We start from the raw sequence: 23171 nt of genomic DNA, 5'->3' as shown, positions 1-23171 counted from the left end.
CCAACCAAAATGGTTGAGAGCCTTCCAAACGCCAAAAATTAACGTTTTGAGAACTGAGGTGCACGACGAGCGCCTTTAAGACCGTATTTCTTACGCTCTTTCATACGCGCATCACGAGTTAATAGACCCGCACGTTTTAAAGTTAAGCGGTATTCAGGATCCGCTTTTAGTAATGCTCTTGCGATACCGTGACGGATTGCACCAGCTTGACCAGTGTAGCCGCCGCCGCCAACGTTAACAAGAACATCGTAGCTGCCTAAAGTTTCAGTTGCAACTAGAGGTTGCTTTACAACTTCACGCAATGCAGCGAATGGAATATAGTTTTCAAATTCACGACCGTTGATAATAACGCGTCCTTCGCCAGGAACGAGACGGACACGCGCTACTGAACTCTTACGACGTCCAGTACCATAGTATTGTACCTGTGCCAAAGTAAACCCTCCTTTTAATAATTATCCGCGAAGTTCGTAAACTTCTGGTTTTTGTGCTTGATGTGGATGCTCAGCACCAGCATATACGTTTAATTTCTTAACCATTTGACGGCCAAGACGGTTTTTAGGAAGCATACCTTTAACCGCAAGCTCGATCATTTGTACAGGGTAGTTTGTACGCATTTCTAGAGCTGTTCTTTGTTTTAATCCGCCTGGATGCATGCTGTGACGATAGTAAATCTTATCGTTCAATTTGTTACCTGTTAAATGAATTTTTTCAGCGTTGATTACGATTACGTGATCGCCAGTATCAACATTTGGTGTGTAAGTTGGTTTGTTTTTCCCGCGCAAAATAGAAGCTACTTCGCTTGCAAGACGACCTAAAGTTTTACCTTCAGCATCAACAACATACCATTTACGCTCAACTTCGTTAGCCTTTGCCATGAAAGTCGTACGCATGTGTTTCCCTCCTGTTCAATCTCAATAATGAAATTCTTGTTTGTTTATTCTAACACGATGAAGTTCCGGGGCTTTATCGTGGTTTTAGAAACAATACCATATGTTATATTATCGTTTTGGCAAACTAATGTCAAGAAAATGTTACACCAGGATTAGTTGTTATAGCCTTTATATTTTCCGCCAATTTATTCCTGAGAAAAATTTTCTAGTAATTAACCTGCCATAAATATAGCCCATGACCAGGTGCTGTCTTCCCGGCAGAGCGTCTATCCATCTGCTTTAGGATGCTCGGAATCTCATCTGCATGCAGCTTTCCTTGTCCTACATCAAGCAATGTACCGACCATAATACGTACCATATTATACAAAAAGCCGTTACCTATAAAGCGAAATATAATTTCCTCGCCTTGCTGCTGTACATCAATCTCATAGATTGTCCGCACCTTATCCTCTATCTCCGTTTTAGCTGAGCAAAAGGAGGTAAAGTCATGTGTCCCCTTTAAATGCTGAATAGCCGCCTCTATCGCCTCTATGTTCAAGCTGTACGGATAGAAATGCGCATAATGTCTAAGAAATACATTTTTCCCTCTTCCCAGCATAACTCGATAGCGGTATTCCTTGCTCACCACATCATAACGAGCATGAAACTTTGGGGACACAGCTTCCGCATGGTGTACTGCAATATCTTCGGGCAATTGTGTATTTAACGCAGCAATCCAGCGCTCCTGAGCGATCTCAAGAGGAGTATCAAAATGAATAACCTGTCCTTGTGCATGAACGCCTGCGTCCGTCCTTCCTGATGCATAAATACGAACCTCCTCGCCTTTATGCATCCTCTTCAACACGGCCTCTATCTCCTGCTGCACTGTACGTTTTCCTGGTTGAATTTGGTAGCCAAAAAAGCCCGTACCATCATAGGAAATAATACACTTCATTCTTTTCATAACCACTCTCCATTATGAACGAATCCAAACTAAAATAAACGCTGTTAAAAGTAGGCTTCCAAATGCTGCACTGTCTCGGACATGCCAAAGAAGCTGACGGAATTTTGTTCTGCCCCCGCCTCCCTGGTATCCTCTCGCTTCCATCGCAATTGCCAAATCCTCAGCCCTTTTAAATGCGCTAATAAATAAAGGAACAAGCAATGCTACCATAGCGCGCAGCCGCTCCTTAATGGGTCCTCCTGCGAAATCTACACCTCTTGATGCCTGCGCCTTCATAATTTTCTCCGTCTCTTCCAGCAACGTTGGGATGAAGCGTAAAGAGATGGACATCATAAGCGCGATTTCATGAGCGGGCAGACCGATCCTTTTAAATGGTGAAAGCAATGACTCTAGTCCATCTGTAATCTCAATAGGTGTTGTCGTTAATGTTAATAGTGTTGTCAGCAGGATAATTACAAGAAAACGAATCGACATATAAGTTCCTTGCTGTAATCCTTTTTGATGGACAGATATGGGACCAAACTCAAACAAAAGGGCCCCTTCCTTCGTTGTGAATACATGGAGAAGAAAGGTGAATAGAAAAATCCACAGCATTGGTTTTAGCCCCCTCAAGATGTAACGAAAAGGGACTCCTGAAAAAACTACAGGCAATACAGAATATAACAGCAATAAACCATAGGAAGCAGAGTTATTAGCAAGAAACACAAGAAACACATAGAAAAACACGATAGAGAGCTTCGCACGCGGATCGAGACGGTGAATAAGGGAATTCCCTGGTATATACTTTCCAATCATCAATTGCTGCATTACCGCTTCTCTCCCTTCCTTATCAATTGCAGCAGCTCATAAGTTAGCTTCTCTGCTGTCAGCGTAGACTCGGGTAGAAGCACACCACATGTTTCTTCAAGCAGCTTTTTGTATTGAAGCGACAACGGAAGAGAGACACCGATTCCTTCTAGTTCGCTCGCATGCGAAAATACTTCTGTCGGCTCCCCCTGCAAAAATACAGTCCCTTTATGCATCACAATGACCTGATCAGCATAACGAGCGGCATCATCCATATTATGTGTCACCAGAATGACCGTGAGGCCTTTTGCCTTATGAAGTCCATAAAACATATCCATCAATTCTCGTTGTCCTCTTGGATCGAGTCCAGCTGTCGGTTCATCCAGCACAAGTACTTCAGGTTCCATTGCTAAGACACCAGCAATCGCCACTCGCCGCATTTGGCCTCCGCTTAATTCAAATGGTGATTGCCCTAAAAATTCCTCAGAAAGTCCAACCAATTGAATCACATCTCTTGCTTTTCTCTTTGCTTGTTCTTCTGTTGCACCAAAATTTACTGGTCCAAAACAAATATCTTTCTCTACTGTTTCTTCAAAAAGTTGATGTTCTGGAAATTGAAACACAACACCTACCTTTTTGCGAAGCGGTTTAAGCTTTTTCTCTTTTTTATGGGATGAAATGACTTGTTCCCCAACTCGAACTTCCCCGTTAGTTGGCTGCAGCAAACCATTCAAATGCTGAATAAATGTAGATTTTCCTGAACCCGTATGTCCGATAACAGCATAATAATGCCCACTCTTTAAGCAAATATCAACATCGTAAATTGCAAGTCGTTCAAACGGAGTGTTTCGTTGGTAACGATGCTCTACTTTTTGAAATATAATGTCCAAAGCTCATTCACCAAACTTTCCATTGTAAGATGCATGGATTGTAGCGGAACAGCGCTTTTTTGCAGAGCTTCTGTTAAATTCACAGAAAATGGAGTATCTAAACCAATCTTCCGCAACTCATCACCATATTGAAATACCTGTTCCGGCTTCCCTTCTCGTAAAATACTTCCCTCATGGAGAACAATCACTCTATCCGATTGTGCAGCCTCCTCTAGGTCATGTGTAATTGAAAGGACAGTAGCCCCTTTTGTTCGCACAAGTTCCCGTACCGTTTCTAATACTTCTCTTCTCCCTTTTGGATCCAACATCGAGGTAGCCTCATCCAAAATAAGAATAGATGGCTCAAGGGCTAAAATACTAGCAATAGCAACACGTTGTTTTTGACCTCCCGATAAGGAATGTGGCTCTTGATTCTCATATTCCTTCATGCCAACAAGCTGGAGTACATACTCAAGACGTTTAGCCATCTCATCCCGAGTCATCCCAATATTCTCAAGACCAAATACAATGTCATCCTTAACGGTTGTACCAACAAATTGATTATCAGGACTTTGGAATACCATGCCAATTTTCTTTCTCACATCCCAAATTGTCTCCTCTGACAATACAATTCCACCGTCTACTATAATAGTTCCTTCACTTGGCAAGAGCAATCCGTTTAACAACTTTGCCAAAGTCGATTTTCCGGAACCATTCTGACCGATAATACTAACCCATTCCCCTTTTTGGATAGAAAAAGAAATATCATGCAAAGTATACGAATGGGCATGAGGATATTGAAACTTTAACATATCGACACGAAGTTTCTCCATAACTGCACACCCCCAGACAACATTTCCTAAGAAATAATCCATTTCGACATTCAGAAGATACAAAAAAAGGGCCGTGATCAGTTGATCCTGCCCTTTTACTGTTATTATACTAACTCGATGATTACCATTGGAGCACCGTCACCACGGCGTGGTCCGATCTTAGCGATACGAGTGTATCCACCTTGACGCTCTGTGTAACGTGGTGCGATATCAACGAATAGCTTTTGAAGTGCATCTTGGTTTGTTTCAGCATTAGCTACTTCGTTACGGATGTATGATGCTGCTTGACGGCGAGCATGAAGATCTCCGCGTTTTCCTAAAGTAATCATTTTTTCTACTACGGAACGAAGCTCTTTCGCACGTGTTTCAGTAGTTTGAATACGCTCGTTAATGATTAAATCAGTCGTTAAGTCACGTAACATCGCTTTACGCTGGGCACTTGTGCGGCCTAATTTTCTGTATCCCATTAGTAGTCCCTCCTTTGTTAGTAGTATCGTAACAAAACAAAGAAACCTTAGTCATCTTTGCGCAAGCCTAAGCCAAGTTCTTCGAGCTTATGCTTCACTTCTTCTAAGGATTTGCGTCCTAAGTTACGAACCTTCATCATGTCTTCTTCTGTCTTGTTAGCAAGCTCTTGTACCGTATTGATACCAGCACGCTTCAAGCAGTTATAAGAACGAACAGAAAGGTCAAGTTCTTCGATCGTCATCTCCAAAACTTTCTCTTTTTGATCTTCTTCTTTTTCTACCATAATCTCAGCATTTTGTGCTTCGTCTGTTAAACCGACAAAGATATTTAAATGCTCTGTTAAGATTTTGGCTCCTAACGAGATTGCTTCTTTTGGTCCGATGCTTCCATCCGTCCATACGTCAAGCGTAAGCTTGTCGTAGTTTGTTACTTGTCCGACACGTGTATTTTCTACTTGGTATGTCACACGTGAGACTGGAGTATAAATGGAGTCGATAGGAATAACGCCTATCGGCTGATCCTCTCTCTTGTTCGCATCGGCTGGTGTATACCCGCGGCCACGTCTAGCTGTAAGACGCATACGTAAGTGTGCATCCTTAGCAAGCGTTGCAACATGTAAATCTGGGTTTAAGATTTCCACGTCGCTGTCGTGGGTAATATCAGCAGCTGTGACAACACCCTCGCCCGTAATATCAATTTCGAGCGTTTTCTCTTCTTCAGAGTAAATTTTCAGGGCCAGCTTCTTTAAATTTAAGATAATCGTTGTGACATCTTCCACAACGCCCTCAATCGTAGAAAATTCGTGTAGTACACCATCAATTTGGATAGACGTTACAGCGGCACCAGGGAGTGAGGATAATAAAATACGACGTAAGGAATTACCCAAAGTAGTACCATATCCACGCTCAAGCGGTTCAATGACGAACTTGCCATACTTGGCATCTTCGTTAATTTCAACCGTTTCGATTTTTGGTTTTTCAATCTCGATCATTTATTAAACCCTCCTTCAAAACGTCGAAACCCCGGCTAGACAACTTAAAATTGTCTAACCGAAAGTCCCCCTTAGGCAGTTCCCGATTGTGCACAACAATAAGTGATATTTTTCTGTATAAATATTGTATCATATCCCATTATAGACAATGTTTGGGAAATTATACAGAACAATTACACACGGCGACGTTTTGGCGGACGGCATCCGTTATGAGGCACTGGAGTAACGTCTCTGATAGCTGTTACTTCTAATCCTGCAGCTTGAAGCGCACGGATAGCTGCTTCACGACCGGCACCAGGACCTTTAACAGTAACCTCTAAAGTTTTAAGACCATGCTCGATGGATGCTTTTGCAGCTGTTTCTGCAGCCATTTGCGCTGCAAATGGAGTAGATTTACGAGAGCCTCTGAAACCAAGTGCACCTGCACTAGACCAAGAAAGTGCATTACCATGAGAGTCTGTAATCGTTACGATTGTGTTGTTGAATGTAGAACGGATATGCGCGATACCAGTTTCAATATTCTTTCTCACACGACGTTTACGAGTATTTGTTTTGCGTGCTGCCATTGTTTGTTCAACCTCCTTTACTTATTATTTCTTCTTGTTCGCTACAGTACGACGAGGACCTTTACGCGTACGTGCGTTATTTTTTGTATTTTGACCACGAACTGGTAAACCGCGACGATGACGAAGACCACGGAAAGAACCGATTTCCATCAAACGTTTGATGTTTAAGGATACTTCACGACGAAGGTCACCTTCTACCTTTAGACGATCGATGACATCACGGATTTTCCCTAATTCTTCTTCAGTTAGATCACGAACTCGAGTATCTTCGGAAACACCAGCTTCCGCAAGAACTTTCTCAGCAGTCGGACGACCAATACCATATACGTAAGTTAAAGAAATAACAACGCGTTTGTCACGAGGAATATCTACACCTGCGATACGTGCCATTATGAAAACACCTCCCTTGATTAACCTTGTTTTTGCTTATGTTTCGGATTTTCACAGATCACCATTACTTTTCCTCTTCTGCGAATAACTTTACATTTTTCGCAAATCGGCTTAACGGATGGTCTTACTTTCATGTCTCGAACCTCCTTAACGATTACGGAGTGCTATATTATTTAAAACGATACGTAATACGACCACGATTTAAGTCATACGGAGATAATTCTATCGTAACTTTGTCTCCTGGTAAAATACGAATGAAGTTCATACGGATTTTACCAGAAACGTGAGCTAATACCACGTGTCCGTTCTCCAATTCTACTTTAAACATCGCGTTTGGCAAAGTTTCTACAACTGTGCCTTCTACTTCAATTACATCATCTTTAGCCATTTCATGTTCTCCCTTCTTCAAATCAGTAATCTTCTTAAACTGCTCTGAAATCTCGGAGAGTTTACTGCTTACAGGGTGGTTAGGATCTCATATCCTGTTTCTGTAACAGCAATAGTATGCTCAAAGTGAGCGCACCATTTACCATCAACAGTCACCACTGTCCAGTTATCAGAGAGTGTTTTTACATATCTTGTTCCTTCATTAATCATCGGTTCAATGCAAATAACCATACCCGGTTTCAACCTAGGACCTTTGTTAGGAGGACCGTAGTGGGGAATTTGCGGGTCTTCATGTAAGTCTTGCCCGATTCCATGACCGACATACTCTCTCACAACAGAAAAGCCATTGCTCTCCGTATATGTTTGAATCGCATGTGATACATTTGACAATCTTTCACTAGGCTTCACTTGCTCCAAACCGAGATATAATGATCTCTCTGTAACATCAAGCAGCTTTTGAACAGATTCTGAAATGCTTCCTACGGGATATGTCCATGCGGAATCTCCATGATATCCGTTATATTTCGCACCTATATCGATGCTGATCACATCGCCATCCTTGAGTCTGCGGTCGCTTGGAATTCCGTGCACCAACTCTTCATTTACAGAAGTACAAATGCTTCCCGGGAAACCATGATATCCTTTAAAGGAAGGGGATGCCCCATACTTGCGAATGGTTTGTTCCGCAATTGCGTCAAGCTCCTTTGTTGTGATATCCGGAACAATGTGCTTTTTCAACTCTTGGTGAGTCAGAGCTACAATTCTTCCTGCTTCGCGCATAATTTCAAGTTCGCGAGGTGTCTTGCAAACGATCATTACGCCAAAACTCCGATAAGGGCTTCAATATCTTCAAATACCTTTCCGATTTCCTGCACGCCGTTGATATTTCGCAAGTAACCAAGTTCTTCATAGAAATTAAGCAAAGGCTGTGTTTGCTTAATATTAACCTCTAAACGGTTTGCTACAGTCTCTTCATTATCATCAGAGCGCTGATACAGCTCCCCGCCACATTTATCACAAACACCCTCTACTGCAGGTGGGTTAAAGACAAGATGATATGTTGAACCACAGTCTTTGCAAATACGTCTTCCAGTCAATCGTTTAAGCAATAAATCAGAATCTACATCAATATTGATGACATAATCGATTTTCTTGCCAAGATCTTTCACGATTTCTTCTAAAGCAGATGCTTGAGCCACTGTTCGAGGGAAACCATCTAGCAAGAAGCCATTGTCGCAATCTTCTTTGCTTAAACGCTCACGAACGATCCCGATTGTTACCTCATCTGGAACAAGCGCACCTTGATCCATGAAAGATTTTGCTTTTAAACCTAGTTCAGTTCCTTCTTTAATAGCAGCACGAAACATATCTCCTGTTGAAATGTGAGGGATATTATACTTGGCAATAATTCTTTCAGCCTGTGTACCTTTTCCGGCACCCGGAAGTCCCATCAAAATTAAATTCATCACGATTCCCCCCAGAATATAAACGAGCTGTTAGGGAAGAGTACCTTCCCGCGTTGCTCATTGCTTAATGAAGCCTTTATAATGGCGTTTTACTAATTGGCTTTCTAGCTGTTTCATCGTTTCTAAAGCCACTCCAATTACAATTAATAAACTTGTTCCCCCAATTTGTGCAGAACTAGGTAAATTTGCAAGCTTAATAAAGATAACTGGCAGAATGGCGATAGCTGCTAAGAATAGAGAACCAACAAAAGTTAAACGATAGAGAATTTTTGTTAGATATTGCTCTGTATTCTTACCTGGGCGGATACCAGGAACATATCCACCTTGCTTGTTCAGGTTCTCAGCCATTTGTTCAGGGTTAACTTGAACAAACGCATAGAAGTACGAGAAGGCAATGATTAATGCAACATATATAATCATTCCCACAGGATGAGAATAGTTAAAGTTTTGAATAATCCATTGCGACACATCGTGTTTCGGGAAAAACTGAGCAATCGTTGGCGGTGTAATCAAGAACGATACGGCAAAGATGACTGGAATTACACCTGCGCTATTTACCTTTAATGGTAAGTGCGTGTTTTGTGCACCAGCATAGCTGCCGCTTCCCGTTGCACGTTTTGCGTACTGAATCGGGATCTTTCTTGTTGCCTGTTGAATATAGATGACTCCAACAATAACTGCCAATATAGCAATTACAATTAGTGCTACTTTCACAATACGAACGAATAAATCTTCTCCAGCGTCTTGGAACTGCTGTACATAAACCTGATTCATCACGTTTGGAATTGCTGCTACGATACCAGCAAAGATGAGGATTGAAATTCCGTTTCCAACGCCCTTCGCTGTAATTTGTTCGCCCACCCACATTAAAAAGGCTGTCCCTGCAGTAAGAACAGTAGCGATATACAAATATGTCGTCCAACCCGGATTCTCAATTAACTGTCCGTTCGCCAAATTGTTAAATCCGATAGACATACCGATTGCTTGAATAAAAGCTAGCACAATTGTGAAATAGCGGGTAAACTGAGCTAATTTACGACGGCCCATCTCACCTTGCTTTGCCCATTCCGTAAACTTAGGCACAACATCCATCTGCAAAAGCTGCACGATGATGGATGCTGTAATATACGGCATGATTCCCATCGCGAAGATGGAGAAGTTTTTCAACGCTCCGCCCCCGAAGGTATTAAGAATACCTAATACGTTGAGTTGATCTTGGGCCTTTAGAACTTCAGCGTTAACATTAGGTACCGGAATAAATGTACCAATTCGGAAGACGATTAGCATCGCCAAGGTAAAAAGGATTTTATGTCTTATCTCAGCAACGCGCATAAAGTTGGAGATTGTACGAAACATTAAATCACCTCAGTTTTTCCGCCAGCCGCTTCAATTGCTGCTACTGCAGCAGAAGAAAATTTAGTAGCTTTCACAGTAAGCTTTTTCTCAAGTGTACCGTTCGCAAGAACTTTTACACCGTTGTTCAGCTTGCTGATTACGCCAGTTTCAAGTAACAATTCCGCTGTTACTTCTGTACCATCTTCAAAGCGATTTAAAGCATCAAGGTTCACAATCGCGTATTCTTTACGTCCGATGTTTGTGAAGCCACGTTTTGGAAGACGACGGAATAGAGGAGTTTGACCACCTTCGAAGCCAAGACGAACACCGCCGCCAGAGCGGGCATTTTGTCCTTTATGACCTTTACCAGCAGTTTTACCGTTACCAGAACCAGTACCGCGTCCTACACGGTTGCGAACTTTACGAGAACCTTCAGCAGGCTTTAATTCATGAAGTTTCATTCCTAGGCACCTCCTTATAGTATTGAATTACGATTTAAATTAAGCTTCTTTTACAGTTACAAGGTGAGAAACCTTGTTTACCATTCCAAGAATAGCAGCATTTTCTTCTTTAACTACAGTTTGATGTAGCTTTTTCAAGCCAAGCGCTTCAACAGTCGCGCGTTGATCTTGCGGGCGTCCGATCAAACTGCGAGTGAGGGTAATTTCTAATTTCTTTGCCATTGTCTATTCCCTCCTTATCTTAACCTAACAGCTCTTCGACAGTTTTGCCACGAAGTTTTGCTACGTCTTCAGCACGCTTCAATTGGTTCAATCCGTTCATAGTAGCACGTACTATATTAATAGGCGTGTTAGATCCTAAAGACTTAGAAAGGATGTCTTGTACGCCAGCTAATTCAAGAACCGCACGAACCGGTCCGCCAGCGATAACTCCTGTACCTGCTGAAGCTGGCTTCAAGAATACTTCGCCTGCTCCGAATTGTCCAAGTACTTCATGTGGAACTGTTGTACCAACAAGTGGTACATGAATTAGGTTTTTCTTAGCATCTTCAATAGCCTTGCGGATCGCTTCTGGTACCTCTTGTGCTTTACCAGTACCGAATCCAACATGACCGTTTTTATCTCCAACTACAACTAACGCAGCGAAACGGAAACGACGACCGCCTTTAACAACTTTCGCAACACGGTTAACCGTTACTACGCGCTCTTCAAGTTCTAATTTGCTTGAGTCAATGCGACGCATCTTTTTTCCCTCCTTTTACCATTAAAATTGTAAGCCAGCTTCACGAGCAGCTTCAGCTAAAGCTTTTACACGACCATGATATAGGTATCCGCCGCGATCGAATACTACCTCGCCAACACCCTTCTCAACCGCACGTTTTGCAACTAGTTCGCCAACCTTTTGAGCAGCAGCCACGTTGCCAGTACCTTCAAGAGCAAGCTCTTTATCAAGAGTAGATGCACTAGCTAATGTAACACCGTTCACGTCGTCGATAACTTGAGCATAAATGTGCTGATTAGAACGGAACACGTTTAAACGTGGACGCCCCGCAGTACCGGAAAGCTTTGTACGCACACGCGCATGTCTTTTCTTACGAACCACATTTTTATCAGGTTTAGTGATCATTGATGTCACTCCTTTCCTTTCATCTACCAGGATTACTTACCTGTTTTACCTTCTTTACGACGTACAACTTCGCCTTCGTAGCGAATACCTTTGCCTTTATAAGGCTCTGGTGCACGTACTGCACGAATGTTAGCGGCTAAAGCGCCAACGCGTTCTTTATCAATACCTTTAACAAGAATTTTCGTGTTTGCAGGTACTTCAACTTCGATTCCAGCTTCAGGAGTAATCTCCACTGGATGAGAATAACCAACGTTTAATACAAGCTTGTTACCTTGCTTGGATGCACGGTAACCAACCCCGATTAACTCAAGTCCACGTTGGAATCCAGCTGTTACACCCTCAACCATGTTGCCCAGAAGAGCACGAGTTGTACCGTGAAGCGCACGGTGCTCCTTTTGATCAGAAGGACGTGTCACTGTTAGTACGTTTTCTTCGATATTGATTTTAATATCAGCATGGAAAGTACGAGTTAATTCACCTTTAGGACCCTTTACAGTTACCGTATTGTTGTCAGCTACTGTAATTGTTACACCTGCAGGGATTTCAAGAATCTTTTTACCAATACGAGACATTTCTGTTACACCTCCGTTCGTTCAGAAAATATTACCAAACGTATGCTAGTACTTCTCCGCCAGTTTGTTGTTGGCGAGCATCTTTATCAGTCATTACTCCCTTAGAAGTAGAAACGATTGCAATACCTAATCCGTTAAGTACGCGTGGTACTTCATCAGCTTTTGCATATACACGTAAGCCAGGCTTACTGATGCGTTTTAGTCCAGTGATTACACGTTCGTTGTTAGGACCGTATTTTAAGAAAATGCGAAGGATACCTTGCTTGTTATCCTCGATCATTTCTACATCACGAACGAAACCTTCACGCTTTAAGATTTCCGCGATTTCTTTTTTCATGTTAGAAGCAGGAACTTCTAATTTCTCGTGACGTACCATATTCGCATTACGGATGCGAGTAAGCAAATCTGCAATTGGATCTGTCATCACCATTTGTTTTACCTCCTTCCCATTCTTGGGTATTACCAGCTAGCTTTTTTAACACCAGGAATTTGACCTTTATAGGCAAGTTCACGGAAACAAATACGGCAAAGTTTAAATTTGCGGTATACAGAATGCGGACGACCGCAGCGTTCGCAACGTGTATACGCCTGTACTTTAAACTTCGGCTCGCGTTTTTGCTTTGCAATCATTGATTTCTTAGCCACGTTTTCGCCTCCTCTACTTAGCGTTGGCTTCCATTATTTTTGGAATGGCATACCGAATTGTGTTAAAAGCTCACGAGCTTCTTCATCTGTGTTAGCAGTTGTTACGATTACGATATCCATACCACGAACCTTGCTTACTTTATCGTAATCAATCTCAGGGAAGATTAATTGTTCTTTAATTCCCAAAGTGTAGTTACCGCGACCATCGAAAGACTTCTTAGAGATACCGCGGAAGTCACGAACACGTGGAAGAGAAACAGATACAAGCTTATCAAAGAACTCATACATTTGTTCTCCACGTAATGTAACCTTTGCACCGATTGGCATACCTTCACGAAGACGGAAGCCTGCGATCGATTTCTTTGCACGAGTTACAACAGGTTTTTGACCTGCGATTTGTGTTAACTCTTCAACAGCATTGTCTAATGCTTTAGAGTTTTGTACAGCGTCACCAACACCCATGTTGATGATGATTTTTTCAAGCTTAGGCACTTGCATTACCGACTTATAGTTAAACTTGCTCACTAGAGCAGGTGTAATTTCTTTTTGGAACTTTTCTTTAAGGCGATTCAATTCAGGGACCTCCTTTCAAGAGAGATTATTTATCTAACAATTGACCTGATTTCTTTGCTACACGAACTTTTTTACCATCGACTACTTGATAACCTACACGAGTAGGCTCACCTGTTTTTGGATCTAATGGCAGAACATTAGATACATGAACTGGTGCTTCTTTCGTGATGATTCCACCTTGTGGATTCAATTGAGACGGCTTAGAGTGCTTCTTAACAACGTTAACACCCTCAACAATAACACGGTTTTCCTTAGGGAAAGCGGCAAGGATTACACCTTGTTTTCCTTTATCTTTACCAGTGATTACTTGTACTTTGTCACCTTTTTTAACATGCATCTTTTTTGTGCACCTCCTTAGAAAGGCAATACTTCGAAATTATAGAACTTCTGGAGCCAAGGAAACGATTTTCATGAAGTTGCTTTCGCGCAATTCACGAGCAACCGGTCCAAAGATACGAGTACCGCGTGGGCTCTTATCTTCTTTAATGATAACTGCTGCATTTTCATCGAAACGGATGTAAGAACCGTCTTTACGACGAGCACCGCTCTTTGTACGCACAACTACCGCCTTAACAACATCACCTTTTTTAACAACGCCACCTGGTGTTGCTTGTTTTACAGTAGCGACGATAATGTCACCGATGTTAGCGTACTTACGGCCAGAACCACCTAATACTTTAATTGTTAACAATTCACGAGCACCAGAGTTGTCAGCAACTTTCAAACGAGTTTCTTGTTGAATCATGCTATGGAACCTCCCTTCGGATTTATCATTGATCCGATTCGTCTATTAAATAATAACAGCTTCTTCAACCACTTCAACTAAACGGAAGCGTTTAGTAGCAGAAAGCGGGCGAGTTTCCATGATCTTTACTACATCGCCAACTTTTGCTTGGTTTAATTCATCATGTGCTTTGTATTTTTTAGAATACTTAACACGTTTTCCGTACAAAGTATGTGTTTTGTAAGTTTCGACTAAAACTGTGATAGTTTTATCCATTTTGTCGGAAACAACACGTCCAGTGTAAACTTTACGTTGGTTGCGTTCGCTCACAGTGCAAACCTCCCCTCAATTATTATCCGTTAATTCCGATCTCTCTTTCACGAACTACAGTTTTCATGCGAGCAATTGCTTTACGTACTTCGCGAATGCGAGCAGTGTTCTCTAATTGTCCTGTAGCTAATTGAAAGCGAAGGTTGAACAACTCTTCCTTCAAGGCTTTCACTTTTTGTTCGATTTCAGCAGTGGTTAAGTCACGAATTTCATTAGTTTTCATTAGATTCACCACCATTTTCTTCACGTTTTACAAACTTACATTTAACTGGAAGTTTGTGAGCAGCAAGACGTAAAGCTTCACGTGCGATCTCTTCAGATACACCCGCAATTTCAAACATAACCTTTCCAGGTTTAACAACTGCTACCCAACCCTCTGGAGCACCTTTACCGGAACCCATGCGGACTTCTAGAGGCTTTGCAGTGTATGGCTTAGAAGGGAAAATCTTAATCCAGACTTTACCGCCACGTTTCATATAACGAGTCATCGCACGACGCGCAGCTTCGATTTGACGGTTTGTAATCCAAGAAGCTTCAGTAGATTGTAAACCGAATTCACCGAAATGAACTTCTTTACCACCTTTAGCTTCTCCACGCATTTTACCACGGTGTTCACGACGATATTTTACGCGTTTAGGCATTAACATATTATTTTCCTCCTTCCTCAGAAGCTTTCTTTTTCGTAGGAAGGACTTCTCCACGATAAATCCATACTTTTACGCCAAGCTTGCCGTATGTTGTATCAGCTTCTGCTGTTGCATAGTCGATGTCAGCACGAAGAGTATGAAGTGGAACAGTTCCTTCAGAGTAAGATTCTGAACGAGCGATATCAGCGCCGCCAAGACGTCCAGAAACTTGAGTTTTGATACCTTTTGCACCTGCACGCATCGCACGTTGAAGTGTTTGTTTTTGTGCACGACGGAAAGATACACGGTTTTCTAATTGACGAGCAATATTTTCAGCAACCAATTTCGCATCAAGATCTGCTTTTTTGATTTCTAAAATATTGATGTGGACACGTTTGCCAGTTAATTGGTTAAGAGCTTTACGAAGTGCTTCCACTTCTGTACCACCTTTACCAATTACCATACCAGGCTTTGCAGTGTGTACTGTAATGTTCACACGGTTTGCAGCGCGCTCAATTTCAACCTTAGAAACAGCAGCATCTTTCAAACGAACGTTGATGTATTCACGGACTTTAATATCTTCGTGTAATAACTCAGCGAAATCTTTATCAGCGTACCATTTAGATTCCCAGTCACGGATAATACCAACCCGAAGACCTATCGGACTAACCTTTTGACCCATCGATTATCCCTCCTTCTTTTCAGATACCACGATTGTAATATGGCTTGTGCGTTTGTTAATCGCGCTTGCACGTCCCATTGCACGTGGACGGAAACGTTTCAATGTTGGACCTTCATCAGCGAATGCTGTGCTAACAACTAAGTTGTTGATGTCCATTTCATAGTTATGCTCTGCGTTTGCGATCGCAGATTTCAAAACCTTCTCTACAACTGGAGAAGCAGCTTTCGGAGTGTGGCGAAGAATTGCGATTGCTTCACCCACTTGCTTTCCTCGAACTAAATCTAATACTAGACGTACTTTACGAGGAGCAATACGAACTGTTCTAGCTACTGCTTTAGCTTGCATTGAAGTGCCTCCTCTCATTATCTTCTAGTTTTCTTATCTGCCTCATGGCCTTTGTACGTACGACTTGGCGCAAATTCGCCTAATTTATGACCAACCATATCCTCAGTAACGTAAACAGGAACATGCTTACGACCATCATACACAGCGATTGTGTGACCGATGAATTGAGGGAAGATTGTAGAACGACGAGACCAAGTTTTGATAACTTGCTTAGAGCCAGTTTCAGTAGCTTGCTCGACCTTTTTCATTAAATGATCATCGACAAATGGTCCCTTTTTTAAGCTGCGAGCCATTTTTGTACCTCCCTTCGTAATTGACGTACGGTTCTATAGAACCGTACTACAATCACGTTATTTTTTACGACGACGAACGATGAATTTATCAGAAGCTTTGTTTTTCTTACGAGTTTTCGCTCCAAGAGTCGGTTTGCCCCATGGAGACATCGGAGACTTACGTCCGATAGGTGAACGACCTTCACCACCACCGTGTGGGTGATCTACAGGGTTCATTACGGAACCACGAACTGTAGGACGTTTGCCTAACCAACGAGAACGACCAGCTTTACCGATTTTAATAAGTTCATGATGTTCGTTACCAACTTGACCGATTGTAGCACGGCAAGCTGCTAAGATCAGACGTACTTCACCAGAAGTTAAACGTACAAGTACGTATTTGCCTTCTTTACCAAGTACTTGAGCAGAAGAACCAGCAGAACGAACTAATTGTCCGCCTTTACCAGGCTTAAGCTCGATATTGTGAATTACAGTACCTACTGGAATGTTTACAAGCGGTAATGCGTTACCTGGTTTAATGTCAGCTTCTGGGCCAGACATAATTTGAGTTCCTACTTCTAAGTTTTTAGGAGCAAGGATGTAACGTTTTTCACCGTCAACATAGTTGATTAATGCAATATTCGCAGAGCGGTTTGGATCGTATTCGATTGTAGCAACGCGTCCTGGAATTCCATCTTTATCGCGTTTAAAATCGATGATACGGTATTGACGCTTATGTCCGCCACCTTGATGACGTACAGTGATTTTACCTTGGTTGTTACGGCCGGCTTTCTTGCTTAAAGGTGCAAGTAAGGACTTTTCCGGTTTGTCAGTTGTGATTTCAGCGAAATCGTTAGCTGTCATATTACGGCGACCGTTTGATGTTGGTTTGTACTTTTTAATAGCCATCTCAATTTCCCTCCTTCTCTGTTAGGATTAAACGCCTTCGAAAATTTCGATTTCTTTGCTATCAGCAGTTAATTTCACGATAGCTTTTCTACGACGATTTGTATAACCCGCATGGCGACCTACGCGCTTATACTTCGGCTTATAGTTCATGATGTTTACTTTGTCAACTTGAACGCCGAAAATTGCTTCAACAGCATCTTTAACTTCCGTTTTGTTCGCTCTCACGTCAACATCGAAAGTGTATTTCTTTTCAGCCATCGCTTCCATAGAACGTTCAGTGATAACCGGGCGCTTAATGATATCACGAGGATCTCTCATTATGCAAGCACCTCCTCTACTTTTTCCACTGCCGCTTTAGTTAAGACAAGCTTCTCATGACCAAGAACGTCTAATACGTTCACGCCATTTGCAGTGACAACTGTTAACCCTTGGATATTACGAGCAGATAACTCAACCGCTTCGTTTACATCAGCAGTAACGACAAGAGCTTTCTTCTCAATTGCTAATCCTTTAAGGACTGCAACCATATCCTTTGTTTTTGGTGCATTTAATACTAAATCTTCAAGAACGATTACGTTGTTCTCCAATACTTTAGTAGACAATGCAGATTTGATCGCCAAACGACGAACTTTTTTGTTTAATTTATAAGTGTAAGAACGTGGAGTCGGTCCGAATACGATACCGCCGCCGCGCCATTGTGGAGAACGGATGGAACCTTGACGAGCACGGCCAGTTCCTTTTTGACGCCATGGCTTACGTCCACCACCGCGTACTTCCGAACGATTTTTTACTTTATGTGTACCTTGACGTAAAGATGCACGTTGCATAATTACTGCATCAAAAAGTACAGCTTCATTTGGCTCAATACCGAAAATAGCTTCTGCTAATTCGATTTCACCAACTTGAGATCCTGTTTGATTAAATAACGTTACTTTTGGCATTTGGTTTCCTCCTTTCCGCTAAAGAATTATTTGCTTGCCTTAACGGCATTACGAACAGCTACTAACGATTTTTTAGCGCCCGGAACGTTACCTTTAACGAGTAACAAGTTACGCTCTGCATCAACTCTCACGATTTGTAAGTTTTGAACAGTAACTTGATCTCCACCCATACGTCCAGCAAGCTTTTTGCCTTTGAATACGCGGTTCGGAGCAACTGGGCCCATTGAACCAGGACGACGGTGATAACGAGAACCGTGGGACATAGGTCCACGAGATTGTCCGTGACGTTTAATTACACCTTGGAATCCTTTTCCTTTAGAGATTCCTGTTACGTCAACTGTATCGCCTTCAGCGAAAATTTCTACTTTTACCTCTTGACCAACTTCGTACCCTGCTACGTCTGCATCGCGGAACTCGCGAATGAAGCGCTTAGGAGCAGTATTTGCTTTTGCAGCATGACCTTGCTCAGGTTTGTTAGCAAGCTTCGCACGCTTGTCTTCTAAACCTAATTGAACTGCATTGTAGCCGTCTGTTTCAGCTGTCTTCTTTTGAAGAACAACGTTTGGAGCAGCTTCGATAACAGTTACAGGAATTAGCTCACCGTTTTCTGCAAACACTTGAGTCATACCGATCTTTCTTCCTAAGATTCCTTTGGTCATGAGTCACACCTCCTACATGTTAAGAATATGTCATTTATAGTTTGATTTCGATATCTACGCCAGATGGTAAATCTAAACGCATAAGTGAATCTACTGTTTGTGGAGTAGGATTCACGATGTCGATTAAGCGCTTGTGTGTACGCATCTCGAATTGCTCACGAGAATCTTTGTACTTGTGCACCGCACGAAGAATTGTATAGATTGTCTTTTCAGTCGGTAATGGAATTGGACCAGATACCGCTGCACCAGAACGTTTAGCTGTTTCTACAATCTTCTCTGCTGATTGATCCAAAATACGGTGATCATAAGCTTTCAAACGAATACGAATTTTCTCTTTTGCCATTATTTTCCCTCCTTCTTCGCCTATTTTAAAAAATAGACATTCTCCATGGAAATTTCCTCACACTCGCCATGGCAAAGCGGCCGGGTGTGTCAGCAACCTTCCACTTCATCGCAGTCAAAGACCAACATCGTCTATTATACATTATATCTACGGCCTATGCAACAGAAAAATATAATTTCGCTGTTTTTGCCGTACCTAAGTTATTATACACACGGCTTCGTTGAATTTCAAGCTATGGACAAACAAGTTTACACTTGCAAATTCTGGTTTTGAGATAAAGTTTTAGGTAAGCAGCCACTCTTACTAAGCACAGCTGATACATAGAAGGATAATGAAACAACTTCTTAATGTTTAACAATTCTATATGAACTATATAATAGAAGATTTTTTCTAAATTCGATCAATAAAGGGAACTTGCTGATCGGCAAGCCGCTAGGCGGGGACAGAGGTACAGGTGCACTTACACTGTATTTCTAAAATTTCTCACGACGTCGAATGGTCTTCCAGCTGAAAATTTATCCTTTCTTAGAAATACAAAAAAGCTTGGAACCAAAGTTCCAAGCTTTTTATTAAAAATTATTCAGTGATAGTAGCAACTACGCCAGCGCCTACTGTACGGCCGCCTTCACGGATAGAGAATTTAGTACCCTCTTCAACCGCGATTGGAGCGATAAGTTCTACAGTCATTTCGATGTTGTCGCCAGGCATAACCATTTCAACGCCTTCTGGTAATTGGATGATTCCAGTTACGTCAGTTGTACGGAAATAGAATTGTGGGCGGTAGTTAGCGAAGAATGGAGTATGACGTCCACCCTCTTCTTTAGAAAGAACGTAAACTTCCGCTTTGAATTTTGTATGTTGTTTAACAGAACCTGGTTTAGCAAGAACTTGTCCACGTTGGATGTCGTCACGAGCTACACCACGAAGAAGAGCTCCGATGTTGTCTCCAGCTTCAGCTTGATCAAGAAGCTTACGGAACATTTCTACACCTGTTACAGTTGTGTTTTTCGTTTCTTCAGCAAGACCGATGATTTCTACTACTTCACCAACTTTAACTGTTCCACGCTCTACACGACCTGTAGCAACTGTACCACGACCAGTGATAGAGAATACATCCTCAACTGGCATTAAGAAAGGCTTGTCAGTTTGACGCTCTGGTTGTGGGATGTAAGCATCAACTTCAGCCATAAGCTCATTGATTTTTTCTTCCCACTCAGCATCTCCTTCAAGAGCTTTAAGGGCAGAACCTTTGATAACTGGGATGTCATCACCAGGGAAATCATACTCAGTTAATAGATCGCGAACTTCCATTTCTACTAATTCAAGAAGCTCTTCATCGTCTACCATATCACATTTGTTTAAGAATACAACGATGTATGGTACACCTACTTGGCGAGAAAGAAGGATGTGCTCACGAGTTTGTGGCATTGGACCGTCAGTAGCAGATACTACTAGGATCGCGCCGTCCATTTGCGCAGCACCAGTGATCATGTTTTTAACATAGTCAGCATGGCCTGGGCAGTCAACGTGTGCATAGTGACGAGTTGCAGTTTCGTACTCAACGTGTGCAGTAGAGATTGTGATACCGCGCTCACGCTCTTCTGGAGCAGCGTCGATTTGGTCGTATGCACGAGCCTCAGCGCCACCTGCTTTTGCAAGTACAGTTGTGATAGCAGCAGTTAATGTAGTTTTACCATGGTCAACGTGGCCGATTGTACCAATGTTAACGTGTGGTTTAGAACGGTCAAATTTAGCTTTAGCCATTGGGGAAAATCCTCCTTAAAATTCTAATTATTATATAGGTTAGAAAGAGGAAAGACTAAATGTTTTTCCACTTTCTAGGCTTACATAAGTAGTTATACTTGAACAAGTGCCAAAAATCAATTATTGGCCTTTATTTTTTTTAATAATTTCTTCAGAGATTGTTTTTGGAACCTCTTCATAGTGGTCAAATACCATAGAGAATGTTCCGCGTCCTTGTGTGTTAGAACGCAAGGATGTTGCGTAACCAAACATTTCAGAAAGTGGAACCATCGCACGAACTACTTGTGCGTTACCGCGAGCTTCCATACCTTCTACACGACCACGACGGGAAGTGATGTCACCCATGATGTCACCTAGGTACTCATCTGGGATTACAACTTCTACCTTCATAATCGGCTCAAGAATTGCAGGGTTACATTTAGAAGCAGCAGCTTTTAGAGCCATAGATGCAGCGATCTTAAATGCCATCTCAGAGGAGTCAACATCATGGTAAGATCCATCTACTAATGCAGCTTTAATGTCTACTAGAGGGTATCCTGCAAGTACACCGTTTTTCAATGAATCTTCAAGACCTGCTTGTACAGCTGGGATGTATTCACGTGGAACTACACCACCAACGATTTTGTTTGCAAACTCAAAGCCTTTACCTTCTTCGTTCGGTTCGAATTCGATCCAAACGTGTCCGAATTGTCCGCGACCACCAGATTGACGTGCAAATTTACCTTCAACACGTGCAGCAGCACGGAACGTTTCACGGTATGCTACCTGAGGAGCACCAACGTTTGCTTCTACTTTGAATTCGCGACGCATACGGTCAACGATGATATCAAGGTGAAGCTCACCCATACCAGAGATGATTGTTTGACCAGTCTCTTGGTCAGTATGAGCACGGAATGTCGGATCCTCTTCAGAAAGCTTCACTAACGCTGTACCCATTTTGTCTTGGTCAGCTTTAGACTTCGGCTCGATAGCTACAGAGATAACCGGCTCTGGGAATGTCATAGACTCAAGAATTACTTGGTTCTTGTCATCACACAAAGTGTCGCCAGTTGTTGTATCTTTTAAACCTACAGCAGCTGCGATGTCACCAGAGTAACATACAGAAATCTCTTGACGAGAGTTTGCGTGCATTTGTAGGATACGTCCTAAGCGCTCACGCTTACCTTTTGTGGAGTTAACAACATAAGAACCAGCTTCTGCTTTACCAGAGTAAACACGGAAGAATGTTAACTTACCAACGTAAGGGTCAGTCATAATTTTGAACGCTAATGCAGAAAACGGACCGTTATCATCAGCAGGACGAGTTACTTCTTCATCAGTATCAGGAACGATACCTTTGATAGCAGGAACGTCAAGTGGAGATGGTAAATAGTCGATAACTGCATCTAGCATTAATTGAACGCCTTTGTTTTTGAAGGCAGAACCGCACACTACAGGGAAGAATTCTACGCTTAACGTAGCTTTACGGATAGCCGCTTTTAACTCTTCTACTGTAATTTCTTCACCTTCAAGATATTTCTCCATCAGTGCTTCATCGAAGTCCGCAAGAGCTTCAATCAAACCGCCACGAAGTTCTTCAGCTTGATCTTGGAATTCTTCAGGAATATCTACAACTTGGATATCTGTTCCTAAATCATTCGTGTACATATGCGCCTTCATTTCAATGATATCAATAATACCAGTGAATTGATCTTCTGCACCAATTGGAAATTGAATTGGATGTGCATTTGCTTGTAAACGCTCATGCAATGTTTTTACGGAGTATAAGAAGTCCGCACCGATCTTGTCCATTTTGTTAACGAACACGATACGAGGTACACCGTAAGTTGTTGCTTGACGCCAAACTGTCTCTGTTTGAGGCTCTACACCAGATTGTGCATCCAGAACAGCTACTGCACCGTCAAGTACGCGTAAAGAACGCTCTACCTCTACAGTGAAGTCTACGTGTCCAGGAGTATCAATAATGTTTACGCGATTGCCTTTCCATTGAGCAGTTGTCGCAGCAGAAGTGATTGTGATACCACGCTCTTGTTCTTGCTCCATCCAGTCCATCGTTGCAGCACCTTCGTGTACTTCACCGATTTTGTGTACGCGGCCTGTGTAGAACAAGATACGCTCTGTCGTTGTTGTTTTACCAGCATCGATGTGAGCCATGATACCAATGTTGCGAGTGTTGTCTAAGGAGAACTCTCTTGACATGGGTGTTTTTCTCCTTCCTTTTAAAGGATTGGATTTTTTTAATTTCAAAAGCATAAAATCTCTTTAATTGTCACAC

General features: G+C 42.1%; 38 protein-coding genes. All 38 read right to left on the bottom strand.

The window, feature by feature from the left end; all coding sequences use genetic code 11:
* Positions 1–38 precede the first annotated feature (38 nt).
* Positions 39–431, bottom strand: a complete 393-nt coding sequence (rpsI, locus tag EP737_RS20310; protein ID WP_129730391.1) for a 30S ribosomal protein S9 — start codon at positions 429–431, stop codon at positions 39–41.
* Between the two features lie 21 nt (positions 432–452).
* Positions 453–890: a 50S ribosomal protein L13 gene (gene rplM / locus EP737_RS20305; protein WP_129730389.1), complete on the bottom strand. Its 438-nt coding sequence runs from the start codon at positions 888–890 to the stop codon at positions 453–455.
* A 205-nt stretch (positions 891–1095) separates the two neighbouring features.
* Positions 1096–1833 carry a tRNA pseudouridine(38-40) synthase TruA gene (gene truA / locus EP737_RS20300; RefSeq protein ID WP_129730387.1) on the bottom strand — a complete coding sequence of 246 codons (738 nt, stop codon included), beginning with the start codon at positions 1831–1833 and terminating at the stop codon, positions 1096–1098.
* Between the two features lie 12 nt (positions 1834–1845).
* Positions 1846–2640 carry an energy-coupling factor transporter transmembrane component T family protein gene (locus EP737_RS20295; RefSeq protein WP_129730385.1) on the bottom strand — a complete coding sequence of 265 codons (795 nt, stop codon included), beginning with the start codon at positions 2638–2640 and terminating at the stop codon, positions 1846–1848.
* On the bottom strand, positions 2640–3509 hold the full coding sequence (locus EP737_RS20290) for an energy-coupling factor ABC transporter ATP-binding protein (protein WP_129730383.1): 870 nt from the start codon (positions 3507–3509) through the stop codon (positions 2640–2642). The genes EP737_RS20295 and EP737_RS20290 overlap by 1 nt, the downstream gene beginning before the upstream one ends.
* Positions 3485–4321 carry an energy-coupling factor ABC transporter ATP-binding protein gene (locus EP737_RS20285; protein WP_129730381.1) on the bottom strand — a complete coding sequence of 279 codons (837 nt, stop codon included), beginning with the start codon at positions 4319–4321 and terminating at the stop codon, positions 3485–3487. The genes EP737_RS20290 and EP737_RS20285 overlap by 25 nt, the downstream gene beginning before the upstream one ends.
* Before the next feature lie 104 nt (positions 4322–4425).
* The gene (gene rplQ, locus EP737_RS20280) at positions 4426–4788 is read right to left on the bottom strand and encodes a 50S ribosomal protein L17 (RefSeq protein WP_129730379.1); all 363 of its coding nucleotides are present in this window, start codon (positions 4786–4788) and stop codon (positions 4426–4428) included.
* A 47-nt stretch (positions 4789–4835) separates the two neighbouring features.
* Positions 4836–5780, bottom strand: coding sequence for a DNA-directed RNA polymerase subunit alpha (locus EP737_RS20275; RefSeq protein ID WP_129730377.1), 945 nt, complete (start codon positions 5778–5780; stop codon positions 4836–4838).
* Positions 5781–5953: 173 nt separating this feature from the next.
* Positions 5954–6346: a 30S ribosomal protein S11 gene (gene rpsK / locus EP737_RS20270; RefSeq protein WP_129730375.1), complete on the bottom strand. Its 393-nt coding sequence runs from the start codon at positions 6344–6346 to the stop codon at positions 5954–5956.
* A gap of 24 nt (positions 6347–6370) precedes the next feature.
* Positions 6371–6736 carry a 30S ribosomal protein S13 gene (gene rpsM, locus EP737_RS20265; RefSeq protein ID WP_129730373.1) on the bottom strand — a complete coding sequence of 122 codons (366 nt, stop codon included), beginning with the start codon at positions 6734–6736 and terminating at the stop codon, positions 6371–6373.
* Between the two features lie 20 nt (positions 6737–6756).
* Positions 6757–6870 carry a 50S ribosomal protein L36 gene (gene rpmJ, locus EP737_RS20260; RefSeq protein WP_000868344.1) on the bottom strand — a complete coding sequence of 38 codons (114 nt, stop codon included), beginning with the start codon at positions 6868–6870 and terminating at the stop codon, positions 6757–6759.
* A gap of 35 nt (positions 6871–6905) precedes the next feature.
* Positions 6906–7124 carry a translation initiation factor IF-1 gene (infA, locus tag EP737_RS20255; protein WP_129730371.1) on the bottom strand — a complete coding sequence of 73 codons (219 nt, stop codon included), beginning with the start codon at positions 7122–7124 and terminating at the stop codon, positions 6906–6908.
* Positions 7125–7192: 68 nt separating this feature from the next.
* A complete protein-coding gene (gene map, locus EP737_RS20250; protein WP_129730369.1) occupies positions 7193–7939 on the bottom strand; it encodes a type I methionyl aminopeptidase in 747 nt (248 codons plus the stop codon).
* Positions 7939–8589 carry an adenylate kinase gene (locus tag EP737_RS20245; RefSeq protein WP_129730367.1) on the bottom strand — a complete coding sequence of 217 codons (651 nt, stop codon included), beginning with the start codon at positions 8587–8589 and terminating at the stop codon, positions 7939–7941. The genes map and EP737_RS20245 overlap by 1 nt, the downstream gene beginning before the upstream one ends.
* A gap of 57 nt (positions 8590–8646) precedes the next feature.
* Entirely contained in the window at positions 8647–9945 is a 1299-nt protein-coding gene (gene secY, locus EP737_RS20240) for a preprotein translocase subunit SecY (protein ID WP_129730365.1), read from the bottom strand.
* The gene (gene rplO, locus EP737_RS20235) at positions 9945–10385 is read right to left on the bottom strand and encodes a 50S ribosomal protein L15 (protein ID WP_129730363.1); all 441 of its coding nucleotides are present in this window, start codon (positions 10383–10385) and stop codon (positions 9945–9947) included. The genes secY and rplO overlap by 1 nt, the downstream gene beginning before the upstream one ends.
* 39 nt (positions 10386–10424) lie before the next feature.
* Complete coding sequence (gene rpmD, locus EP737_RS20230; RefSeq protein WP_129730361.1) at positions 10425–10607, bottom strand: 50S ribosomal protein L30; 183 nt, start codon at positions 10605–10607, stop codon at positions 10425–10427.
* Between the two features lie 19 nt (positions 10608–10626).
* On the bottom strand, positions 10627–11127 hold the full coding sequence (rpsE, locus tag EP737_RS20225; RefSeq protein ID WP_129730359.1) for a 30S ribosomal protein S5: 501 nt from the start codon (positions 11125–11127) through the stop codon (positions 10627–10629).
* Between the two features lie 21 nt (positions 11128–11148).
* Positions 11149–11511 (bottom strand): 50S ribosomal protein L18, encoded by a 363-nt coding sequence (rplR, locus tag EP737_RS20220; protein ID WP_129730357.1) that lies wholly within the window; start codon positions 11509–11511, stop codon positions 11149–11151.
* A gap of 32 nt (positions 11512–11543) precedes the next feature.
* Complete coding sequence (gene rplF / locus EP737_RS20215) at positions 11544–12083, bottom strand: 50S ribosomal protein L6 (RefSeq protein ID WP_129730355.1); 540 nt, start codon at positions 12081–12083, stop codon at positions 11544–11546.
* A gap of 31 nt (positions 12084–12114) precedes the next feature.
* Positions 12115–12513, bottom strand: a complete 399-nt coding sequence (gene rpsH / locus EP737_RS20210; protein ID WP_129730352.1) for a 30S ribosomal protein S8 — start codon at positions 12511–12513, stop codon at positions 12115–12117.
* Between the two features lie 29 nt (positions 12514–12542).
* Positions 12543–12728 (bottom strand): type Z 30S ribosomal protein S14, encoded by a 186-nt coding sequence (locus EP737_RS20205; protein ID WP_129730350.1) that lies wholly within the window; start codon positions 12726–12728, stop codon positions 12543–12545.
* 33 nt (positions 12729–12761) lie between these two features.
* Complete coding sequence (gene rplE / locus EP737_RS20200) at positions 12762–13301, bottom strand: 50S ribosomal protein L5 (RefSeq protein ID WP_129730348.1); 540 nt, start codon at positions 13299–13301, stop codon at positions 12762–12764.
* Positions 13302–13326: 25 nt separating this feature from the next.
* On the bottom strand, positions 13327–13638 hold the full coding sequence (gene rplX, locus EP737_RS20195; protein WP_129730346.1) for a 50S ribosomal protein L24: 312 nt from the start codon (positions 13636–13638) through the stop codon (positions 13327–13329).
* A 39-nt stretch (positions 13639–13677) separates the two neighbouring features.
* Positions 13678–14046, bottom strand: coding sequence for a 50S ribosomal protein L14 (gene rplN / locus EP737_RS20190; protein ID WP_129730344.1), 369 nt, complete (start codon positions 14044–14046; stop codon positions 13678–13680).
* 45 nt (positions 14047–14091) lie between these two features.
* Positions 14092–14355 (bottom strand): 30S ribosomal protein S17, encoded by a 264-nt coding sequence (gene rpsQ / locus EP737_RS20185; RefSeq protein ID WP_129730342.1) that lies wholly within the window; start codon positions 14353–14355, stop codon positions 14092–14094.
* Positions 14356–14377: 22 nt separating this feature from the next.
* A complete protein-coding gene (gene rpmC / locus EP737_RS20180) occupies positions 14378–14578 on the bottom strand; it encodes a 50S ribosomal protein L29 (protein ID WP_129730340.1) in 201 nt (66 codons plus the stop codon).
* Positions 14568–15002 carry a 50S ribosomal protein L16 gene (gene rplP / locus EP737_RS20175; RefSeq protein ID WP_129730338.1) on the bottom strand — a complete coding sequence of 145 codons (435 nt, stop codon included), beginning with the start codon at positions 15000–15002 and terminating at the stop codon, positions 14568–14570. Before rplP ends, rpmC begins: the two co-directional genes overlap by 11 nt.
* A 1-nt stretch (position 15003) precedes the next feature.
* A complete protein-coding gene (gene rpsC / locus EP737_RS20170; RefSeq protein ID WP_129730336.1) occupies positions 15004–15663 on the bottom strand; it encodes a 30S ribosomal protein S3 in 660 nt (219 codons plus the stop codon).
* A 3-nt stretch (positions 15664–15666) separates the two neighbouring features.
* Positions 15667–16008: a 50S ribosomal protein L22 gene (gene rplV, locus EP737_RS20165; protein ID WP_129730334.1), complete on the bottom strand. Its 342-nt coding sequence runs from the start codon at positions 16006–16008 to the stop codon at positions 15667–15669.
* 17 nt (positions 16009–16025) lie between these two features.
* Positions 16026–16301, bottom strand: a complete 276-nt coding sequence (rpsS, locus tag EP737_RS20160) for a 30S ribosomal protein S19 (RefSeq protein ID WP_129730332.1) — start codon at positions 16299–16301, stop codon at positions 16026–16028.
* Positions 16302–16358: 57 nt separating this feature from the next.
* Positions 16359–17189, bottom strand: coding sequence for a 50S ribosomal protein L2 (gene rplB, locus EP737_RS20155; protein WP_129730330.1), 831 nt, complete (start codon positions 17187–17189; stop codon positions 16359–16361).
* Positions 17190–17216: 27 nt separating this feature from the next.
* Entirely contained in the window at positions 17217–17507 is a 291-nt protein-coding gene (rplW, locus tag EP737_RS20150) for a 50S ribosomal protein L23 (RefSeq protein ID WP_129730327.1), read from the bottom strand.
* The gene (rplD, locus tag EP737_RS20145; protein WP_129730325.1) at positions 17507–18130 is read right to left on the bottom strand and encodes a 50S ribosomal protein L4; all 624 of its coding nucleotides are present in this window, start codon (positions 18128–18130) and stop codon (positions 17507–17509) included. Before rplD ends, rplW begins: the two co-directional genes overlap by 1 nt.
* Positions 18131–18156: 26 nt before the next feature.
* Positions 18157–18789: a 50S ribosomal protein L3 gene (rplC, locus tag EP737_RS20140; protein ID WP_129730323.1), complete on the bottom strand. Its 633-nt coding sequence runs from the start codon at positions 18787–18789 to the stop codon at positions 18157–18159.
* A gap of 34 nt (positions 18790–18823) precedes the next feature.
* Complete coding sequence (rpsJ, locus tag EP737_RS20135) at positions 18824–19132, bottom strand: 30S ribosomal protein S10 (RefSeq protein WP_129730321.1); 309 nt, start codon at positions 19130–19132, stop codon at positions 18824–18826.
* A gap of 576 nt (positions 19133–19708) precedes the next feature.
* Positions 19709–20896, bottom strand: coding sequence for an elongation factor Tu (gene tuf / locus EP737_RS20130; RefSeq protein ID WP_129730319.1), 1188 nt, complete (start codon positions 20894–20896; stop codon positions 19709–19711).
* A gap of 120 nt (positions 20897–21016) precedes the next feature.
* Positions 21017–23095 carry an elongation factor G gene (fusA, locus tag EP737_RS20125; protein ID WP_129730317.1) on the bottom strand — a complete coding sequence of 693 codons (2079 nt, stop codon included), beginning with the start codon at positions 23093–23095 and terminating at the stop codon, positions 21017–21019.
* Positions 23096–23171 lie beyond the last annotated feature (76 nt).

The organism is Ectobacillus funiculus (genome assembly GCF_004138295.1).
Classification (GTDB): domain Bacteria; phylum Bacillota; class Bacilli; order Bacillales; family Bacillaceae_G; genus Ectobacillus; species Ectobacillus funiculus.
This window is presented reverse-complemented; position numbering and strand designations above follow the sequence as displayed.

What these genes read in the sequence shown, in the direction of transcription:
- rplM (WP_129730389.1), bottom strand. Translation starts at nt 890, where the DNA reads ATGCGTACGACTTTCATGGCAAAGGCTAACGAAGTTGAGCGTAAATGG.
- truA (WP_129730387.1), bottom strand. Translation starts at nt 1,833, where the DNA reads ATGAAAAGAATGAAGTGTATTATTTCCTATGATGGTACGGGCTTTTTT.
- EP737_RS20295 (WP_129730385.1), bottom strand. Translation starts at nt 2,640, where the DNA reads ATGCAGCAATTGATGATTGGAAAGTATATACCAGGGAATTCCCTTATT.
- EP737_RS20285 (WP_129730381.1), bottom strand. Translation starts at nt 4,321, where the DNA reads ATGGAGAAACTTCGTGTCGATATGTTAAAGTTTCAATATCCTCATGCC.
- rplQ (WP_129730379.1), bottom strand. Translation starts at nt 4,788, where the DNA reads ATGGGATACAGAAAATTAGGCCGCACAAGTGCCCAGCGTAAAGCGATG.
- EP737_RS20275 (WP_129730377.1), bottom strand. Translation starts at nt 5,780, where the DNA reads ATGATCGAGATTGAAAAACCAAAAATCGAAACGGTTGAAATTAACGAA.
- rpsK (WP_129730375.1), bottom strand. Translation starts at nt 6,346, where the DNA reads ATGGCAGCACGCAAAACAAATACTCGTAAACGTCGTGTGAGAAAGAAT.
- rpsM (WP_129730373.1), bottom strand. Translation starts at nt 6,736, where the DNA reads ATGGCACGTATCGCAGGTGTAGATATTCCTCGTGACAAACGCGTTGTT.
- rpmJ (WP_000868344.1), bottom strand. Translation starts at nt 6,870, where the DNA reads ATGAAAGTAAGACCATCCGTTAAGCCGATTTGCGAAAAATGTAAAGTT.
- infA (WP_129730371.1), bottom strand. Translation starts at nt 7,124, where the DNA reads ATGGCTAAAGATGATGTAATTGAAGTAGAAGGCACAGTTGTAGAAACT.
- map (WP_129730369.1), bottom strand. Translation starts at nt 7,939, where the DNA reads ATGATCGTTTGCAAGACACCTCGCGAACTTGAAATTATGCGCGAAGCA.
- EP737_RS20245 (WP_129730367.1), bottom strand. Translation starts at nt 8,589, where the DNA reads ATGAATTTAATTTTGATGGGACTTCCGGGTGCCGGAAAAGGTACACAG.
- secY (WP_129730365.1), bottom strand. Translation starts at nt 9,945, where the DNA reads ATGTTTCGTACAATCTCCAACTTTATGCGCGTTGCTGAGATAAGACAT.
- rplO (WP_129730363.1), bottom strand. Translation starts at nt 10,385, where the DNA reads ATGAAACTTCATGAATTAAAGCCTGCTGAAGGTTCTCGTAAAGTTCGC.
- rpmD (WP_129730361.1), bottom strand. Translation starts at nt 10,607, where the DNA reads ATGGCAAAGAAATTAGAAATTACCCTCACTCGCAGTTTGATCGGACGC.
- rpsE (WP_129730359.1), bottom strand. Translation starts at nt 11,127, where the DNA reads ATGCGTCGCATTGACTCAAGCAAATTAGAACTTGAAGAGCGCGTAGTA.
- rplR (WP_129730357.1), bottom strand. Translation starts at nt 11,511, where the DNA reads ATGATCACTAAACCTGATAAAAATGTGGTTCGTAAGAAAAGACATGCG.
- rplF (WP_129730355.1), bottom strand. Translation starts at nt 12,083, where the DNA reads ATGTCTCGTATTGGTAAAAAGATTCTTGAAATCCCTGCAGGTGTAACA.
- rpsH (WP_129730352.1), bottom strand. Translation starts at nt 12,513, where the DNA reads ATGGTGATGACAGATCCAATTGCAGATTTGCTTACTCGCATCCGTAAT.
- rplX (WP_129730346.1), bottom strand. Translation starts at nt 13,638, where the DNA reads ATGCATGTTAAAAAAGGTGACAAAGTACAAGTAATCACTGGTAAAGAT.
- rplN (WP_129730344.1), bottom strand. Translation starts at nt 14,046, where the DNA reads ATGATTCAACAAGAAACTCGTTTGAAAGTTGCTGACAACTCTGGTGCT.
- rpmC (WP_129730340.1), bottom strand. Translation starts at nt 14,578, where the DNA reads ATGAAAACTAATGAAATTCGTGACTTAACCACTGCTGAAATCGAACAA.
- rplP (WP_129730338.1), bottom strand. Translation starts at nt 15,002, where the DNA reads ATGTTAATGCCTAAACGCGTAAAATATCGTCGTGAACACCGTGGTAAA.
- rpsC (WP_129730336.1), bottom strand. Translation starts at nt 15,663, where the DNA reads ATGGGTCAAAAGGTTAGTCCGATAGGTCTTCGGGTTGGTATTATCCGT.
- rplV (WP_129730334.1), bottom strand. Translation starts at nt 16,008, where the DNA reads ATGCAAGCTAAAGCAGTAGCTAGAACAGTTCGTATTGCTCCTCGTAAA.
- rpsS (WP_129730332.1), bottom strand. Translation starts at nt 16,301, where the DNA reads ATGGCTCGCAGCTTAAAAAAGGGACCATTTGTCGATGATCATTTAATG.
- rplB (WP_129730330.1), bottom strand. Translation starts at nt 17,189, where the DNA reads ATGGCTATTAAAAAGTACAAACCAACATCAAACGGTCGCCGTAATATG.
- rplW (WP_129730327.1), bottom strand. Translation starts at nt 17,507, where the DNA reads ATGAGAGATCCTCGTGATATCATTAAGCGCCCGGTTATCACTGAACGT.
- rplD (WP_129730325.1), bottom strand. Translation starts at nt 18,130, where the DNA reads ATGCCAAAAGTAACGTTATTTAATCAAACAGGATCTCAAGTTGGTGAA.
- rplC (WP_129730323.1), bottom strand. Translation starts at nt 18,789, where the DNA reads ATGACCAAAGGAATCTTAGGAAGAAAGATCGGTATGACTCAAGTGTTT.
- rpsJ (WP_129730321.1), bottom strand. Translation starts at nt 19,132, where the DNA reads ATGGCAAAAGAGAAAATTCGTATTCGTTTGAAAGCTTATGATCACCGT.
- tuf (WP_129730319.1), bottom strand. Translation starts at nt 20,896, where the DNA reads ATGGCTAAAGCTAAATTTGACCGTTCTAAACCACACGTTAACATTGGT.
- fusA (WP_129730317.1), bottom strand. Translation starts at nt 23,095, where the DNA reads ATGTCAAGAGAGTTCTCCTTAGACAACACTCGCAACATTGGTATCATG.